This window comes from Paenibacillus camelliae (genome assembly GCF_023715345.1).
GTDB lineage: Bacteria > Bacillota > Bacilli > Paenibacillales > Paenibacillaceae > Pristimantibacillus > Pristimantibacillus camelliae.
Genome location: NZ_JAMBNY010000001.1, coordinates 675,582 through 692,728, shown reverse-complemented (window position 1 = coordinate 692,728; position 17,147 = coordinate 675,582). Strand labels below are relative to the sequence as shown.

Sequence of the window (17,147 nt, the reverse complement as noted above, 5' to 3'; positions counted from 1 at the left end):
ATTTTTCCAAAAGACATAAGCAAGCAGGAGTAAATGTGGATACTGTAAAGCATGCGGCAGAATAAGCTTGGGCCGTTTAATACAATGTGTAGTGCGTGTTTAACCTTATGCGCTTGGACTTGTCAACATTCAAACATATTACTTCGTCTACGTTGTTAGGACTAAGATCAAGACGTTAAGTCTTGCAGGATGGAGAACGTCATTGAATACTATTTGGTAGTGTTATGGATGTTGGGTGGGAATATGTCATTATGTCATGTGGAGGGGAATTTGAGATTTTGAGATGGCAAAGTGGTTCGGAGTGAGAATTCCTTTATGACACATCGAATAACGCTCAGTGTACAAGCTCCCATTTGCCGTAAGGCGCAGCTAGTTAATGTCACTTCCAGCCGGCGATATAAAATCCGCCAGTTGGAAGTATATTTTCGCTGTTTAATAGCTTTAGTCTTCGTCATTAAATGTATCTAAAGCAGCATTCCCTTGTCCTTGATCACCAGGGTACTCACGCTCGGTTCCTGCATGCTGTGCTCGATCTTCATAATCAAATCGATTGGGAGGACGTTGATCCTTGCGCCATGGTGTGCTCTTACCTAGTTGTTCTGCATTCGTAGGCGAACCGTATGGGCCATCCGCGAATTCTTCTGGAATAAGGTCGTTGCGCTGGGATTCTACAGTGGCAAGATCAGTAGACTCGCTTCGTTTTTCATTCATAAAACCATCTTTAGACATGGAATACCTCCTACAGAATTTTCCATAGTATGCCCATGAGGCGGCAGAATATTAGGAGCACATAATAGAAAAGCCTGCTTTACAAATTTTTACTGAGGTGGTTGTTATAAGCTGTTGTATAAGTTACAATAAGAGGAACTTAAGGAATGGAGGGTTGTCCTAACTATGGGTGTTATAAATTACGGAAGATTGCGTTTTTTACTTTGTCCTACGAATTAAATAGTGAACAAAGGCTCTGTCTGCGTGCGGAGCAAACGGAATCGGTCTGCCCATTTTAGGATATCTCGCTTATTTAAAGTATTTAGGGACAGTAGTGATTGCTGTCTCTTTTTTGTGCTTGCAATAGATCATTTACTTAAGATGGAACATGATTCATGCTCAGCTTTTGCCATTTTATCGTTGTGGCATAGGCTTGTTTGAGTATGCAAATTGTTAAGCTCCCTTCTAGTAAACCGCTGCAGACAGCGGTTTTTGTTTTGAAAAAACAAGAATGGAAGGGATTTATATGAAAAGGCATAGCAAACAAAACCGAGCGAGAAGCAGTTCGAAAATTAGTCCTAATTTTACAGGTCAACATTTGCTTCATAACCCGAAGACGATTAAGAGATTGCTAGAAGCGGCGAGACTGCAGACTAATGATACGGTACTTGAGATAGGGGCAGGGAAAGGAGGACTTACATTCCCGATTGGCGAGCAAGTAAGGAAGGTTATCGCTGTGGAAATCGATGCTGCCTATGCCCAAGCACTGAAAAGCAAAGTCATTGCAAGTGAGCGTTCACATATTTCAATCGTTCATGCGGATATTAGAACGTATTGCTTGCCAACAAGTTCATTCTCAGTCGTGGCGAATATTCCGTTTTCAATTACGACGCCGATTCTAGAGAGGCTGCTTGGAGCAGAAGGAAGAGCACTGCAAAAAGCAACATTAATTGTAGAGAAGGGTGCAGCAAAAAGATTTACACAAAAAACTACGTTTGATTCACGTTTATTGATGTGGAAAATGTTCTTTACGTTCAAGCTCGAGAGCGTCATTCCGAGAACAGATTTTGCACCGCCACCGCGAGTAGATGCTGCAATCATGATCATTAAGCGCAGAGAAACGGCCTTAATTCCTATGCAAGAAGCGAAAAGATTTGTTGCGTTCGCAGCTTATGTGCTTAGAGGCTACAAGGCGCCGGTATCTGAAGTGCTCAGAGGTATTTTTACACCAGCACAGCTTAAAATTGTATTGGCACAAGCTGGTCTTAAGCGCGAGCATGTCGTTGCAGATATGGATTTACAGCAATGGGGGACGCTATTTCATGCAATGCTGAAGCATGTCCCTGCTCATCGCTGGCCAAGGAAATAATATATTAGAAACAACAGGAACAATTACAAAGGCCAAGCTAAGTAGACACATCTACCTTGCTTGGCCTTTAACGTTATATTATCTTCTACTCGACTTATCCTTTTCCTTATAAAACTCATGATACAGCTTCATCAGCGCCCGTTTCTCGATCCGAGAGACGTAGCTGCGACTAATCCCTAAATCCTTAGCAATTTCGCGCTGCGTGCGCTCATCACCGCCGCTAAGTAAGCCAAATCGCGTGATGATTACCTCTTTCTCTCTATCATCAAGAATACTGAGGTTTTTGAAAATTTTACTCTTTTCCATCTCTAGCTGTACTTGATCGGCAATATCGTCCCCTTCATTGCCAAGTATATCGATTAAAGTTATTTCATTGCCCTCTTTGTCAGTGCCGATAGGGTCATGAAGCGAAACGTCCTTGCGAGTTTTTTTGAGGGAACGAAGGTGCATCAATATCTCGTTCTCAATACAACGAGCAGCAAACGTAGCCAGCTTGGTGCCTTTGCCTTGCTGAAAGCCTTCGATCGCTTTAATTAACCCAATCGTGCCGATTGAGATGAGATCCTCTTGATCCTCACCCGTATTGTCGAACTTCTTCACGATATGTGCGACTAGACGCAAGTTATGTTCGATTAACGTATTTCGTGAATCTACATCCCCCTCAGCCATTCGCGTCAGATGATACTGCTCTTCCTCTTCCTTCAACGGCTGTGGAAAAGCATTGTTCTTGACGTAGGATACTAATAAGGTCAATTGCTTAATAAATAAGGCGATTGATGTGAAAAAACCAGGCATAGCTCCACCTCCTGATGAACTTTACATGGGCCTAAAAAAGGCCGCTGCAGTCTGTTCTCTAATGTATGTGGGTAGCTGCCCAGTTGTGCCTGTACCTTAAAAATAGGTACGAGCATATGTAGCATTCATGACAGGAACGTTCAACTAATCGTTATGCATTAGCTTTTTTATTAGCATCTCGGAACCTAGTCGGGGACATGCCCTTATAATCCTTAAATACTTTGCCAAAATAGCTTAAATGATTAAAGCCGCATCTGAACGCGATATCGATTACAGGCATATTCGTTTCAACTAATAGTGTGATAGCATGCTCCAGTCGAACTTGGATTAAATATTCAATGGGTGTTATACCGAGCAATTTTTGAAAGCAACGATTACATTCACTTGTACTTATATTTACCGAGTTTGCAATATCGACAAGCTTAATTGATTCATGAAAATGTGTATGAATATAGTTTAACATCATATTAATGCGCTGCTGATTAATGGACAATTCAATTTGGCTATGACTGATAAGTATCTCCTTAGAATTAACGACGAGGTGATTCCAAATCTTAGCTAAATAACTGATGACTAACAGTTCATAGCCGAATTTCCTTTGCTGATCTAATTGATAAATACAGGTTAATAAACGGATGCATTCCTTCTGCCATGCAGCATGACGTAATTCAATATAGGGGATGGCCTTACTATTCACTAGAGCATGAATATAATTTTCATAAATGAGACTGTGTTCAACATTGGCGATCTGCGGACTAACAATAATTGAAAACAAAATTGCATTTTGTGAGCTAGTTGAGCTAATAGAATGTAAAACCTCAGAGTTAATAAAAATACCCTCACCAGCCCGAAGAATAATAGATGCATCGTTCGCTCTAACCTCAACTTCTCCTTCTAATACAACAGAGAATTGAAATTCTTTATGCCAATGTGAATTAATATAGTCTAAATCATATGTATGGAGATCATCCAAGTAAATCTGTATTGGGAATTTAATGCTACTGTACTGTATTAATTCTTTTTTACGATGATCAACGTTAATTTTATTAATTTGCATAAATCCTCCATATTAGGGTAGTTAATGATAGATTTAGAAGGAATAATTAGAAATAATTAATATGTATACTAGTATAATTATATTATTTACTGATAGTTTTTCAATCAGGTTGGAGGGCTTTATGAATTTTAGCTTTAAGCATACATTGTATGCATGTTTTATCGGTTATGTTACGCAAGCAGTGGTTTCGAATTTACCTTCATTGTTACTAATAATATTTCAAGAACAATTTAATCTCTCCTTAGAAAAAATAGCTTTACTCATAACGATAGGTTTTTCTGTTCAGATTTGTATCGATATTATCGCTGGTAAGGTAGTCGATCGTATCGGATATAGAGCTTCTATCATTATTGCGAACCTATGCTGTGTTGGCGGGTTGGCATGCATGAGTATTTTACCCGAGTATATGGAGCCGTTTTGGGCTTTACTCATTGCGATATCATTAAATTCAGTGGGTGGAGGTTTTATTGAAGTTGTTATTAGCCCGATCGTAGAAGCGTTACCTGGTGAAGAAAAGGCTAGTGCGATGAGTGTGCTGCATTCTTTTTATTGCTGGGGGCTAGTTGGGGTTATCTTCTTAACTACTTTGTATTTTACAATATTCGGTCTGCGTAACTGGATTTACTTGCCTATTATTTGGAGTATCGTTCCTTTAATTAATACCTTCTTGTTTACAATAGTTCCTGTAAGAGAGCTTGTGGAGCAGCATGAGCGGACATCAATGAGAAGGCTCTTAACATTAAAAACGTTTTGGTTATTGTTTGTGCTTATGATTTGTGCCGGAGCAGCTGAGCAGGCGATGTCAAAATGGTCCTCGTTGTATGCTGAGCGTGGGCTCGGTGTTTCTAAAGCTTTTGGTGATTTGTTGGGGCCCTGTGCATTTGCTGCGCTCATGGGGTTAGCGCGGATTTTTTATAGCAAGTTAGCGAGAAAAGTGGATATGAAGAAGCTGCTAATGTGGTCATCTGTTCTATGTATTTTTAGTTATCTTATTGCATCATTGGCGCTTGACCCGATTGTTGCACTAATAGGATGCGCACTTACAGGTTTAGCAATAGGTGTGATGTGGCCGGTTACGATTAGCTTATCCTCTGAAACCTATCCAAGAGGCGGTAATTCCATGTTTGCTCTTTTGGCACTTGGTGGAGATATTGGGTGCGCGATTGGACCAAGCGCGGTAGGGATCGTGTCACTAGCAGTATCACATTCTAGTTGGTCATTAATAGAAGAAATACAAACGAGCAGTCAGCTTGCCGAGTTTAGCTTAAGAGGGGGCTTGCTGTTAACGATCATATTCCCAATAATTATTATCGTTTGTATTAGACAGCTGCAAAAAACAAAGAATGTATCCGTGAAGGTTTTGTAATAAACACATCGTTGCAACACCATCGAACTGAATGATAGCAGTTGAATGGCAGATTGATAAACAGAATAGCAGCCTACTCCAAGTGGAGTAGGCCTTTTTATTGAGATGATATTTCAATAGCGCATGTTGAGTTGATTAATGGGTAGCTTTCCAGCTATTCTATTTATAGGAAAATTTATTAATGATGGTGGTGAAAGATTTGTCTAATGCATTACTTACGCTTAAGCATGTTACGAAGGGATTCAATGATCGTACCGTGTTATCCGATATATCGCTGCAAATTAAAAGAGGCGATTCAATCATTATTATGGGAAGCAATGGTTCGGGCAAAAGTACATTGCTTCGTCTAATAAGCGGGCTTATTCCAGTAACTGCAGGAGAAAGATTGATAGATTCGACTGGAATTGTGCTAGGCTATGCGCCAGACCGTATGCCTAAGCTTAAAATGACGTCTACGGAGTATTTGACTCATATGGGAAGAATTGCACATATTTCGAAACAGCAGCTGCAAGCGCGCATTGATGAGCTGCATTCCTTGTTCCAGCTAGAGCAATCTACGATTAAAATGACACAGTTCTCTAAGGGAATGCTGCAAAAGGTTAACATTATGCAGGCAACACTTAATAGACCTGATCTTGTTGTATTGGACGAGCCATTCTCAGGACTTGATAAACCATCAGCTGAACATCTGGTGTCTTCCCTTCAGGCTATTCAAGAAGAAGGAGCCTCCATCGTTGCTGCTGTGCATGATCCATTACTCGCAAGTCAACTAGACAGCACGATCTATTTTATTCGACAAGGGAAACTAAGCGAGGAGCCAATGACTGATGCAGCAAGCTTCAACGAGATTAGCTTCGAGATTGTTTGTTATGTAGAAGAAGAGCTGCAAGAGCAACTTGCTAGTCAATTTCCTGAAGCTGTATTTCAATCTTCAGATGAGAACCGAATCATCATTACGATCCAGAAGAAGGATTATAACGACTTTATGACGGAGCTGCTGAAGAATGGCATAGAACTATTCTCGCTGCAGAGAAAGGTAGGGTGATGTTATTGATTTCCTTGTTATCCTATTTACATACTTGCTTTATCCGTTCCTACCGATTTGGCCCACCTAGCTTTATATTTTTGGCGGGAATTGTTTTTATTTATAGCGTTGTACCTAATCCAGTGATGGAGAGCTATTCCTTTTCAGTATCCTTTTTATTTATTATTTCAACGATGCTAAGCTATGCCATTATCGATAATGAAACGATGAATCAAGAGGCGATATCGATTATGCATGCTGGGAATATACGCACTTTATACATAGCGAAGCTGCTGTACAGCTGGTTGTTTACTGTCCCCTTTGCAATCTTTGCTCTGCTATACCCCGCACTAACTTATAAATTCGATAGAGCTCCTAGCATAACGGAGCTATTGATGTCACTGCTGTATCATTTATCTGCATCATGGCTTGCAGTAGCCATCACTTGCTGGTTCTGTACGAAATTCATCCGTTCCCGCTTAACGTCATTTTTACTGTTGACCTTGGTTGTCGTTGTTGCATTCAGTGCCCAGTCAATCAACAATCTATTGCCGAGCGCGATTCAATATGTGACGATATTGTTCCCACCTGTCAATGCTATGATGGATGTGCTATATAATTATGAGAATCATGCCCTTGGCATGAAATGGATGCCAATCGGTGTGACGATGCTTTACAGCTTTGCTTCATCTGCACTATTTCTAATAATACTCAATAGAAAAAAACAGGATTCGCCGACTTGAGTAATGAGCAAGATTGTTGGATCGTGATCGAATGACAGAGAATTAAGGGTAAGAGTATAGAAAAAGAGGGAAATAGGTCAAGCGATTTCCTCTGCTCTTACCCTAATTTATTGTTGAGAAAATGATATAAATTGCATACAATGATGAAGAAGATGTTGTTAATACATAAAATTAAGAAGTCAATTTTTAATGAAACTTGGTTAAGCGCTTACTTTAATGGAGTTTTATTAATTTTCTATAACCCGCGTCACTACAGGGCTTGCGGGCCGTGATCTAGAGATTTGTATAGTAGACAGAATCATGTATGTTGACCCTTTGGATGCAGCACAATTATGATTCAGGTACACCACGAGGTTGCTTCTTGAGCTATATTCACTTTTTATTTTAGAAAAGGAGAGGGTAGCAATATGAAAGCGCTTAAAAGAATGGGGTCATTATTGTTCACTGTAACGCTTTGCTTCGCTTTGATTGTAGGGTGCAGCAGCAACTCAACAGGAACAGGTAACAACAATTCAGAAGGTTCAAAGTCTACAACAACACCTAGAAGTAATCAAGACAGCAATAAAAATGAAAGCAAGGAACGAGTGAAATTAAGAGTAGAAGTGTTCGATCGCGGTAATGCACCCGAAGGATTAACGGTTACAAATAATCTTATGACAGAATACGTACAGAAAAACTTCGGAGATCCAAACAACATAGATATCGAATATGTTGCTATCCCGCGCAGTGAAGAGATCAACAGCTTAAACGTGCAAATGGCTGCGGGAACTGCCCCAGACTTAATCTTTACGTACAATGAAGGTGCAGCATATAGCTGGGCGCAGCAAGGGGGCTTAACGGATCTTGGGCCAATTATTGATGAACATGGACCAAATATAAAGAATTATCTTGCCGATTCCTTGCAATACGGTGTATTTGAGGGAACACAGTATGCGGTTGTGGCAAGACGTGTAAATCTTCAAAAGTATTCTAGTTTAATTCGCAAAGACTGGCTTGACCAGCTGCAGCTGCCAGTACCGACAACTACTGAAGAAACCTACGAGACGCTAAAAGCCTTCAAGGAGAGTAATTTGGGTGGCCAAAGAACGATTCCATTAAGCTTTGCTTTAGCTCCAGACTCGTATGAGCCAGTGATTTGGTCCTTCATTAAGGAGCAATCGGACGAGGCGCGTTACTTGCGTTCTGTAACGATTGGTTCGCGTGAGTATCCGATTTTGATGGATGGTCATAAGGATGCGCTGCAATTTCTGAATAAGCTGTACAACGAAGGCTTGCTCGATCAAGACTTTGCTTTAGATAAAGATAAGAAGAAAAAAGAAGAGAATTTCGTTAATGGATACACAGGATTATATATGGCAGATACAGGTACAGCATTTGGAGGCGGGGAAAACTCCGTTGTTATGACACTTGAAGGTAACGTTGAGGGTGCTGAGGTTGTTCCAGTGCTGCCTTGGACTGATTTTGAAGGGAAGAATAGACAGCCTGCTTATAACCCAAGCGGTATGTATATTATGGTGCCTTCCTTCAGTGAGCGTGCGGAAGAAGCAGTTAAGTATTTGAACTGGATGGCACAGGATGAAGTGATTCAGTACATGGCTTTCGGTGAAGAAGGCTTGCATCATGATCTTGTAAACGGTTACCCAGTTGGTAATTCAAGTGAGGAAGCTCAAAAGCTGCTATTCAACTCTGGTGATATGCTCATTATTACAAACGGCATTGATTTCGGTTCACCTGAAAAAAATAACGAATATAACGCATTAAGCGTAGTAGAAAAACATCGTGAAATCGCGACAATCTCAAGAGAATATGCGAATAAGGATGCAGTAAGTCAGCCAATCAAATTTGAGAAGCCACTTGATTCAGAAGCTAAATATTCAGTAGTTATGCTAGAAAAGTACGAGGAATTGCTCGTTAAATCTATTATGGCTAAGCCAGATAGCTTCGATCAAACGTATGAAGCAGCGCTAAAGGATTTCATGGATACAGCAGGTAATGAGGTTATTCAGGAGCGTACTGCAATGTATGAGGCAATGAAATAAATATTGGCTCGTGCAATGGGCGGGAGGTCTATTCCCGCCCTCCTTTGTCTTAAAGCATCGTTAGAGGAGTGAGAGAGTCATGGTTCGTAAAAGTTACGTGCTTAAGCACTGGCAGCTATATATTATGCTAATTCTACCGTTGGCGTATTTTTTCGTTTTTAAGTATTTGCCCATCTATGGTGTGACGATCGCCTTTAAAGACTTCAACGTTTTCAAAGGGATTTCGGCTAGTGAATGGGTCGGACTAGAAGTATTCAAAGATATTTTTTCTCAGAAGAGCTTTTATGTTGCGCTTAGAAACACGTTTATGCTGAACGGCCTGGATTTGGTATTTGGATTTCCAGCACCGATTATTTTGGCCATCTGCTTGAATGAGCTGCGACTGCAAAAATTCAAAAAAGTGGCACAAACGATGCTCTATTTGCCGCACTTTATATCATGGGTCATTATTGGCGGTATCGTGTATCAGGTGTTTGCAACGAATTATGGGATGATCAATCTGCTATTAGAGGATCTCGGAATTGGGCCGATTCCATTTCTATCAGAAAAAAACGCTTGGCTCGCAACGTATACGAGCGTTGGTATTTGGCAAAGTGTAGGCTGGGGCAGCATCATTTATCTTGCAGCGATTACAGGTATCAACAAGGAGCTGTATGAGGCTGCTGAGGTTGATGGAGCTAGTCGACTAAGAAGAATATGGCATATTACGATACCTGGTATTCGGACCACCATTATTGTGTTATTCATTCTAAAAATTGGTGACATGGTCGATATCGGCTTCGATCGTCCGTTTATTATAGGTAATGTCATGGTTAGAGATTATTCTGATGTGTTAAGCACTTATATTTATCGTATCGGCTTACAGAGTGGACAGTTCTCAACTGCAACCGCTGTAGGTTTATTCCAAGCAGTCGTAGGCCTTGTATTTATTCTAACGGCGAACTATGTGTCGAAAAAGACGACGGATGAAGGCATTATCTAGCTTACTAGCGAGAAAGGAGCGATTGAGATGCAAAAAACGAGTAAGTTTTCGTTATTCGATGTTATTAACACATTATTTATTGTCGGCTGCGTCATCTTGTGTCTTGCACCGTTTCTGCACATCATGTCTGTTTCTCTAAGCTCTAATGCACCGATTGTTTCAGGAAAGGTTACGATCTATCCAATTGACTTGAATTTTGATGCGTACAAACGCGTATTTGCAGATATAACGATGATACGTTCATTACTATTTACCATTCTATTAACAGTGATGTTTACAGGCTCAGCGATGATTATGACGACAATGGCTGCATACTCCTTATCTGTTAATAGTCTGAAGGGCAAGCAGCTGTTTATGTTTATTATTGTATTTACGATGTTTTTTAGCGGCGGATTAATTCCAGAGTATTTGCTCATGAAGGATTTGAAGCTGCTAGATTCTATGCTTGTATTGATCCTACCAGGATTAGTCAGTCCGTTTTATATGATTATTATGGTGACGTTCTTCCGTTCGACTATTCCTGAGAGTTTGAACGAAGCAGCGGAAATTGATGGCTGCAGCGATTTTGGTAAGCTATTCCGCATCGTATTACCACTATCCCTGCCTGTGCTTGCAACCTTGAGCTTGTTCTACGCGGTTGGTAGATGGAATGGGTTCCGAGATGCGCTATTCTATATTACCGATCAAAATCTATACCCTTTACAGCTGAAGCTGTATCAGATGGTTATGAACAATATGATATCGGAGGTGACATTAGCAGAAGGAGCAAACGCCTCCGCAGTCGAATATATGCCAGAGAGTCTAAAAGCGGCCAGCATTATGTTTGCTACCGTTCCGATTCTTATTGTATATCCGTGGCTGCAACGATATTTTGTAAGCGGATTAACACTTGGTTCTGTAAAGGGATGATTGTGCGCCTATGAAAAAAAGCTGGTATACCAAAACAGTGCTCTCTTATGTTCCGACGCTCTATCTTACGATAGCCATTATCGTATTCATTGCTATTTTTGTAGTTAGTGAAGTATCGATGAAAGAAGCAGAGCGGACAAATAAGTATTCCACAGAATATATCGCAGATACGCTAGAGACCTCCCTCATGACGATAGAACGTCGCATGCTGGAGGAGCTGCGTATTGGCGATGCACTGTATGAGTATTTCGAGTTTCATGGTTCGACGAATGATCGATTATTGAACTACGAAGCGAATAAGAAGCTTAGACAGCTCGTTCTAGAATATCCAATCATACAATCCGCATATCTGTACCGAATCGAGGATGAGATGGTGCTGTCGATGAACGAGTATGAGTCTTTAAGTGAATTCGAAGATCAGCTCTTTGTGCTGTCCGAGCTTAAGCGCACGGACAGAAGCCGTAGATGGTCCTTACCTCGCAGCTATACGGATGGTATGGGTGAGGAGCCGCAGTATACCGATGTTATATCCTTTAGTCAGCGAACACAGCTGCCCATGGGCAGTCAAGGAATTGTAGTGATTAATGTTTCGATTGATGCTCTTCTGTCAAATATTGAAAAAATGATTGACCCTGAACGTACGTTTTTGCAGATTTCAGCAGGTGAAGATATCATTGTGTATTCCTCATCAGAGACCGGTATCGAGAATCATGAGATTATGAACGCTTTAAGCTCCGGGTACTTGCAATGGCACTTCACCAGCGGAATACAATCCAAATTATCCTTTACCTCGTTGCAGACATTGTCGCGAATTTGGATTGCTGTCGGTATTGCGGTCATCATCGGAAGCTTTATTTATACGTTATTTATTACGAAGCGCAACTATCGCCCAATTCAAAACATTGTGGAGCAAATTCAATCGTTCCAGATGAAGCAAAGCACGGTAAAAGGCAATGCAACGGATGAGTTTTCCTTTATTCAAAAAGCTATTGAACGATTAAATGATGAAAATATGCAATATGAAGCTCAAGTGCAGGAAGCAAACCAGCATAAGCGAATGCAGGCTTTCGTACATTTTTTGGAGCGGAGCGATGGTGCAGGGAAAAAGAAATGGAAGGATACCTTGGAAAGACTAGGCTATCCACAGCAATTTGGGCATGCACTTGTAGCTGTCGTTGAGATTGATCATTATCAAGCATTCGAGGAGAAGTATAAAAAGTCATATGATCAAGGGCTAATCAAATTTGCTATGAGCAATGTGCTGCAGGAATATGTGCACGAAAAAGGCTTTACATGGTCTGAGTGGACGCGATTAAACCGCATGCCGATGATCTATCTGTTTGAACATGAGCAGCAAAGCAATGAGTGGCTGAATAAGCTTGAAACCTTTCGAGTATGGGTCGCTGCTAACCTTGGCGTAACGGTAACAATCGGTGTGGGTCGGCATGTTGGAAGCTGGGATGAGCTGTCTCATTCCTATAATGAGGCCGTGGAGGCCTTGCGCTATAAGCTGTCCTATGGCTGTAATCGAACGTTGCATTATACGCAAATCGCTTCCTCCAAAAGCGGTCAGATTCACCTTTACTATCAAGAATGCAATGCGCTGATCTATGATTATCGATTAGGACAGCAAGGATGGGATGAACGCGTAACAAGCTTTTTTGCGAATCTTGAACGTGAGGTACTGACTAATGAAGAAAATGTTCATCTGCTTCAATACTTCAAAAGTCTATTTGAGCAGATGGCCGAGAAGCTTCCACAAGAGCTAAAGACACAATGTCAAGAAGTGCTCCTGCCAGAATGGAATGAACTACTGCATAAGGAATCAATGAAGGAAATTGCACCTCGACTCGCAGAGCTGCTGCTCCAATCGCACAATGAATACCTTGACTACGTAAGATCAAAGGACAGCAAACAGACGGTGCACAGCATTCGGGAGTATATCGAGGAGAATTATAAAAATCCCGAGCTATCCTTGAATCTCATTAGTGAGAAATTTAATCTAAGCAGTAAATATGTCAGTCAGCTCTTTAAGGAGCAATTAGGAATTAACTTTGCTGACTTTCTAATGGAGCTAAGAATTGAGCACGCCAAGCAGCTGCTGCTTGTAACCAGTAGCAGCATTAATGAAATTTCATCAAAAGTAGGCTATGAGATCCCTTTATCCTTCGGACGTGCTTTTAAGAAGCATGTCGGTGTTAGTCCGAGTGACTATCGAAAAAATATGAGCAGGGAAGAGGATATAGGCTAGGGTAGCTTACAATGGTTCAGCAATACAAGGACAGGGGATGAACAAGCATGGAGGAGTCAATCTATCAAAAGCTCATTACGCTAAACGATGCAGAAGTACGATATGCACTGCAGCATCAAATTAAAGATGGCAGTCGCAATGACGGTGGAGTGATCGATGAATATAGCGGTCTGGCATTTGCAAGCCATGGTGGTACAGCAGCCTATATTGCATCGATGACAGCAGCTTTATATACGAAACAATCTAAATATTATCGCAACAATGAGGTGGCTGAAGCGCTCTACAAGGCTGCTCAATTTATGCTCAATAGGCAGCATGAGGATGGGACAATTTCGCTGGGTGGTACGAACTTCAATTCTCCGCCAGACACTGCTTTTGTCGTTAATGGTATGGCGCAAATCTATTGGGTGTTAAGCGATGAGACGTGGGAGCGGGGTACAGCATTGGCAGAGCAGATTAAGACATTTTTAGAACGTGCGATGCCTGCGATGCTTACAGGAGGTTGTCATACCCCGAATCACCGCTGGGTATTAACCGCAGCACTGAGTAGCCTATATCGTATTTTTGGCGATGAGCGACTACGGACACGTGCGGAGGAATGGCTTGCTGAAGGATTGGACTGCACTGATGATGGGGAATGGACCGAACGAAGCAATGGGATTTATAATGCCGTTACCAACATTATGTTTATCTACAGCAGCATAGGCTTCCAAAAGCCAGAGCTGCTTGAGCCCGTAAGAAAGAATCTAGAGATGATGGCTTATTTGGTCTTCGATGATGGTGAGGTCGTTACAGACTATTCTGGTAGACAGGACTGGGGCGTACGGCACAATCTATCAGAATACTTTTTGTGCTATCAGTGGATGGCCGAGCATGATCGTAATCCGTTGTTTGCAGCGATGTATGACCTAGCAGCAGCAGCGTTAACGCATCTTGGGCCCGTTAACAATCATGCGCTGCTCGGCAGCATGTGCTATCCGTGTCCGAATGTTGAGCATATTGCACGTATCGATGTACCCGATAACTTTAAGAAGGTGCTAAATGTTAATTATCCGATAAGCGATCAGCTACAGCAGATGGAGCAAGCTGGACATCATGGCATCATACACCATAGTAGTATGCATACCTCCTTCGGTGCACCTGTCATGCGCTATAAGGAAGGGAAGCGGAGTGCGCTGATTATGTCAGGTACACCATCCTTCTTCTCATTGCGTAACGGAGATGCGAAGCTTCTTGCCGTTAGCTTAGCTACTACGTTTTCGCCGGGTGTTGTAGAGATGGAGAACTTTGTAGAAACGGAGGATGGCTGCAGATTTAGTACGACGCAGGAAAAAGGCTACTATGGACCTGTGCCATCTAACTATTTGCCATCTTCTGCCCAGGCGGCGATTAGTCCCTGGTATCTGCTTCCACATCATCTAAGACCGCATACCCATGTGCAGCAGCTAACGATTACAGCAGAGCTTATAAAGGGAAACAATGAATGGCTAATACGGATTCAAAGTGACGAGCGTCATGATGTAATTACTCAGCTGTCGCTGCTCTTTCCTCGAGATATGCAGCTATCTGGTAGCGGACTGCAGAAGGCCGGTGAAGGTTTATGGCATTGGAGTGATGGTGAGCTTTTGGGACATAGCGGCTCCTATAGTATGCAGCTAATCGGAGGAGCAAAGCAGCACAACATAACACATATGCGCAATGCTATCGCGCAAGGTGATGCACAAAGAGTGATGATTAATCTCGTGACGCCTTTTGAGCATGAATTGAAAATTACATTAAATAGCTAACGTAAACAGCGAAAGTGAATGAAACTAAACCAACTGCATAGATAGACGATAGATGAGTAATTCATGCTAGGAGGCTAGTATACAATGAGCGTTGATGCGATAAAGCTTGCAAGTCAGTATATACCGATTCTAGAGCTGGATGAGCATGAGCCCTTTCTGCCTCAGGCAGTAGGGGTGACGGTGCTGGATCAATCAGCGCCGTCACCTTCGTTTCGTAGACAGATAAAACTTGATCCTAAGTTCACGATGCTTGTTATTGAGTTCGCCATCTATTGGGACTACGATATCCAGCATCTCTATGATTTAGAGCATGTATGGGTCTATGTAGGTAAGGATGGTTCAGTCACTGATTGTGAAGCGAGCTTTCACGGCAAATACTTTAAGGGCCTTCTTCCAGATCGTAGCAACGTTGAGGGGCAACGGGTAAAGCTATATTGTCAAGCTGGTAAGCATGCCTTCTCCCCCTTGAAGGAAATATTTCCGCTTATCCCTAACTATAGCACCTGTACGTATGAAGAAGCTGGAGAAGCGGGGCTTATCATAACAGCGCCTTTTCAAGGTGTAATAGAAACGAGCGAACAAATTAATAGTGTTGTTCACTCTAATCTACAGCGTTATCGGTTTCGTCCTAGTGGGCGCTACAGCAGCTATTCCATACCAGAGGAACTGCTAATGAGCTGGGAGCAGCTGCGTCAAGTGATACCGACTCGCATTCAGGAGCAGCTTAGGCTTATGGAATCAGATTAAATGATGCTTGCTTCTGTTTTTTTTCTAAAAAATAGCAGGAAATGCTTGCGTGAACTCGAATATTTGCCATTGTAGTTAAATTTTCAAATCAATATGAAATGAGGAATGTTCGTGCCGGAGATCGTAAAAGTATATAAGCAGAGCATACCAGCAGTTAAATTTATTGGTAGAAAATATGGCGAGGATGATCGTGTGAATGGCAGCTTTGCAAGCCAATGGCAGCAATGGATCGAGCAGCGCTTATTTGATCCGATTGAACAAGCGGCTGGAGGTATAGATGCCTGTAAACAGCTGATGGAAGATGGAGAAGCAGCACTTGGGTTTATGAGATATAAGGAAGGCGAACCGTTTCAGTACTGGATTGGGATGTTCACTCCTCCAGATACGGAAGTGCCTGAAACGTATGACTTTATTATGATTCAACCAACAGAGGCAGGAATTTGCTGGTTAAAGGGCAAAGAGCCAGATATCTATGCAAAGGAAGATCGTTGCATGGCTAAGCTTGCTGAAGAAGGCATGCAGATTCATCGAAATAAAGAAGGAGCTATGCTGTTCTTTGAGCGCTATGCGATGCCAAGATTCGATGAACGTGATGAACAGGGCAATATTATATTAGATATTGGTTTTATACTTCACCAATAGAAGCATGGGAACGAAGGAGCGATGGATGCATCGCTTCTTTTTTGTACTCTAGAACAGACAGTGATACTCCATATGATGTGTAACATAAGCCAAGATTGTCATTGCATAGGCGGGTGAACTATACGGCGATGGATAGCCCGCATATAGTATAGTGTGGCAAGCTATTAGCTAGTATCTGCTAGCGAAGGGGTGATCACATGGATGCTATTATGCAGGACGAACTTTATTTATTTGTTAAGCAATATGTGGAGCCAGAACTGCTAATTTTAATTCCGGTGCTTTTATTTTTCGGATGGATGATGAAAAGAACTCCTAACATTCCAAATTGGGTAATCCCATATGTAAATACGGCAATTGCCATTGCAGGTGGTGTCGTTCTAGCAGCGACAATCGTTGATGGAATAATACAAGGTATACTAGTTTCCGCGATGACAACGCTCTCGCACAATTTATACAGTCAGTGGCGTAAAAAGAATATTGAATAATTCGTTTTAATAGAGCAAGGGACAGTCCATGCTTGCCACGGCTGTCCCTTGCTTTACTGCTGCTATGGGGTTCCTTTACTTACGGTAACCTTAATCGTAAGATAATAAGGTAATCAAAAAGTCCAAAGTTGATTACGATGTAAAGTGTTATAGCATGGTCGACGTCGAATCTTGAACGCTACCGAAAACTCCGGTGCTCACGTAGTAAGTCCCTACGCTGCGCTCCTCGTTTTCTAGTATCGT

Annotated in this window: 15 protein-coding genes; 12 read left to right on the top strand and 3 right to left on the bottom strand. The window is 41.8% G+C overall.

Annotated elements, in window-relative coordinates:
* Positions 1 to 441: 441 nt before the first annotated feature.
* The gene (locus tag M3180_RS03250; RefSeq protein ID WP_251665777.1) at positions 442 to 729 is read right to left on the bottom strand and encodes a hypothetical protein; all 288 of its coding nucleotides are present in this window, start codon (positions 727 to 729) and stop codon (positions 442 to 444) included.
* Between the two features lie 505 nt (positions 730 to 1,234).
* On the opposite strand from M3180_RS03250, the gene erm reads away from it, so the two are divergent.
* Positions 1,235 to 2,077 carry a 23S ribosomal RNA methyltransferase Erm gene (gene erm / locus M3180_RS03245; RefSeq protein ID WP_251665776.1) on the top strand — a complete coding sequence of 281 codons (843 nt, stop codon included), beginning with the start codon at positions 1,235 to 1,237 and terminating at the stop codon, positions 2,075 to 2,077.
* A 78-nt stretch (positions 2,078 to 2,155) separates the two neighbouring features.
* Here erm and sigK read toward each other — a convergent pair whose 3' ends face one another.
* The gene (gene sigK, locus M3180_RS03240; protein ID WP_251665775.1) at positions 2,156 to 2,872 is read right to left on the bottom strand and encodes an RNA polymerase sporulation sigma factor SigK; all 717 of its coding nucleotides are present in this window, start codon (positions 2,870 to 2,872) and stop codon (positions 2,156 to 2,158) included.
* A gap of 151 nt (positions 2,873 to 3,023) precedes the next feature.
* Entirely contained in the window at positions 3,024 to 3,929 is a 906-nt protein-coding gene (locus M3180_RS03235; protein WP_251665774.1) for an AraC family transcriptional regulator, read from the bottom strand.
* Between the two features lie 121 nt (positions 3,930 to 4,050).
* On the opposite strand from M3180_RS03235, the gene M3180_RS03230 reads away from it, so the two are divergent.
* The 11 genes from M3180_RS03230 (at position 4,051) to M3180_RS03180 (ending at position 16,904) form a co-directional block, all read left to right on the top strand.
* Positions 4,051 to 5,295, top strand: coding sequence for an MFS transporter (locus M3180_RS03230; protein ID WP_251665773.1), 1,245 nt, complete (start codon positions 4,051 to 4,053; stop codon positions 5,293 to 5,295).
* A gap of 181 nt (positions 5,296 to 5,476) precedes the next feature.
* Positions 5,477 to 6,340, top strand: coding sequence for an ATP-binding cassette domain-containing protein (locus M3180_RS03225; RefSeq protein ID WP_251665772.1), 864 nt, complete (start codon positions 5,477 to 5,479; stop codon positions 6,338 to 6,340).
* Positions 6,340 to 7,062, top strand: coding sequence for a hypothetical protein (locus M3180_RS03220; RefSeq protein ID WP_251666348.1), 723 nt, complete (start codon positions 6,340 to 6,342; stop codon positions 7,060 to 7,062). Before M3180_RS03225 ends, M3180_RS03220 begins: the two co-directional genes overlap by 1 nt.
* Before the next feature lie 407 nt (positions 7,063 to 7,469).
* Positions 7,470 to 9,101, top strand: coding sequence for an extracellular solute-binding protein (locus M3180_RS03215; RefSeq protein ID WP_251665771.1), 1,632 nt, complete (start codon positions 7,470 to 7,472; stop codon positions 9,099 to 9,101).
* A gap of 79 nt (positions 9,102 to 9,180) precedes the next feature.
* Positions 9,181 to 10,083 carry an ABC transporter permease gene (locus M3180_RS03210; protein ID WP_251665770.1) on the top strand — a complete coding sequence of 301 codons (903 nt, stop codon included), beginning with the start codon at positions 9,181 to 9,183 and terminating at the stop codon, positions 10,081 to 10,083.
* 27 nt (positions 10,084 to 10,110) lie between these two features.
* The gene (locus tag M3180_RS03205) at positions 10,111 to 10,992 is read left to right on the top strand and encodes a carbohydrate ABC transporter permease (protein ID WP_251665769.1); all 882 of its coding nucleotides are present in this window, start codon (positions 10,111 to 10,113) and stop codon (positions 10,990 to 10,992) included.
* A gap of 10 nt (positions 10,993 to 11,002) precedes the next feature.
* Positions 11,003 to 13,243 (top strand): helix-turn-helix domain-containing protein, encoded by a 2,241-nt coding sequence (locus M3180_RS03200; protein ID WP_251665768.1) that lies wholly within the window; start codon positions 11,003 to 11,005, stop codon positions 13,241 to 13,243.
* Positions 13,244 to 13,290: 47 nt separating this feature from the next.
* A complete protein-coding gene (locus M3180_RS03195) occupies positions 13,291 to 15,030 on the top strand; it encodes a prenyltransferase/squalene oxidase repeat-containing protein (RefSeq protein WP_251665767.1) in 1,740 nt (579 codons plus the stop codon).
* An 84-nt stretch (positions 15,031 to 15,114) separates the two neighbouring features.
* The gene (locus M3180_RS03190; RefSeq protein ID WP_251665766.1) at positions 15,115 to 15,777 is read left to right on the top strand and encodes a hypothetical protein; all 663 of its coding nucleotides are present in this window, start codon (positions 15,115 to 15,117) and stop codon (positions 15,775 to 15,777) included.
* Positions 15,778 to 15,888: 111 nt separating this feature from the next.
* Positions 15,889 to 16,419: an AraC family transcriptional regulator gene (locus M3180_RS03185; RefSeq protein ID WP_251665765.1), complete on the top strand. Its 531-nt coding sequence runs from the start codon at positions 15,889 to 15,891 to the stop codon at positions 16,417 to 16,419.
* 197 nt (positions 16,420 to 16,616) lie between these two features.
* Positions 16,617 to 16,904, top strand: a complete 288-nt coding sequence (locus M3180_RS03180) for a phage holin family protein (RefSeq protein ID WP_251665764.1) — start codon at positions 16,617 to 16,619, stop codon at positions 16,902 to 16,904.
* Positions 16,905 to 17,147 lie beyond the last annotated feature (243 nt).

What these genes read in the sequence shown, in the direction of transcription:
- M3180_RS03225 (WP_251665772.1), top strand. Translation starts at nt 5,477, where the DNA reads ATGATGGTGGTGAAAGATTTGTCTAATGCATTACTTACGCTTAAGCAT.
- M3180_RS03210 (WP_251665770.1), top strand. Translation starts at nt 9,181, where the DNA reads ATGGTTCGTAAAAGTTACGTGCTTAAGCACTGGCAGCTATATATTATG.
- M3180_RS03235 (WP_251665774.1), bottom strand. Translation starts at nt 3,929, where the DNA reads ATGCAAATTAATAAAATTAACGTTGATCATCGTAAAAAAGAATTAATA.
- M3180_RS03205 (WP_251665769.1), top strand. Translation starts at nt 10,111, where the DNA reads ATGCAAAAAACGAGTAAGTTTTCGTTATTCGATGTTATTAACACATTA.
- sigK (WP_251665775.1), bottom strand. Translation starts at nt 2,872, where the DNA reads ATGCCTGGTTTTTTCACATCAATCGCCTTATTTATTAAGCAATTGACC.
- M3180_RS03250 (WP_251665777.1), bottom strand. Translation starts at nt 729, where the DNA reads ATGTCTAAAGATGGTTTTATGAATGAAAAACGAAGCGAGTCTACTGAT.
- M3180_RS03220 (WP_251666348.1), top strand. Translation starts at nt 6,340, where the DNA reads ATGTTATTGATTTCCTTGTTATCCTATTTACATACTTGCTTTATCCGT.
- erm (WP_251665776.1), top strand. Translation starts at nt 1,235, where the DNA reads ATGAAAAGGCATAGCAAACAAAACCGAGCGAGAAGCAGTTCGAAAATT.
- M3180_RS03195 (WP_251665767.1), top strand. Translation starts at nt 13,291, where the DNA reads ATGGAGGAGTCAATCTATCAAAAGCTCATTACGCTAAACGATGCAGAA.
- M3180_RS03190 (WP_251665766.1), top strand. Translation starts at nt 15,115, where the DNA reads ATGAGCGTTGATGCGATAAAGCTTGCAAGTCAGTATATACCGATTCTA.
- M3180_RS03215 (WP_251665771.1), top strand. Translation starts at nt 7,470, where the DNA reads ATGAAAGCGCTTAAAAGAATGGGGTCATTATTGTTCACTGTAACGCTT.
- M3180_RS03180 (WP_251665764.1), top strand. Translation starts at nt 16,617, where the DNA reads ATGGATGCTATTATGCAGGACGAACTTTATTTATTTGTTAAGCAATAT.
- M3180_RS03230 (WP_251665773.1), top strand. Translation starts at nt 4,051, where the DNA reads ATGAATTTTAGCTTTAAGCATACATTGTATGCATGTTTTATCGGTTAT.
- M3180_RS03200 (WP_251665768.1), top strand. Translation starts at nt 11,003, where the DNA reads ATGAAAAAAAGCTGGTATACCAAAACAGTGCTCTCTTATGTTCCGACG.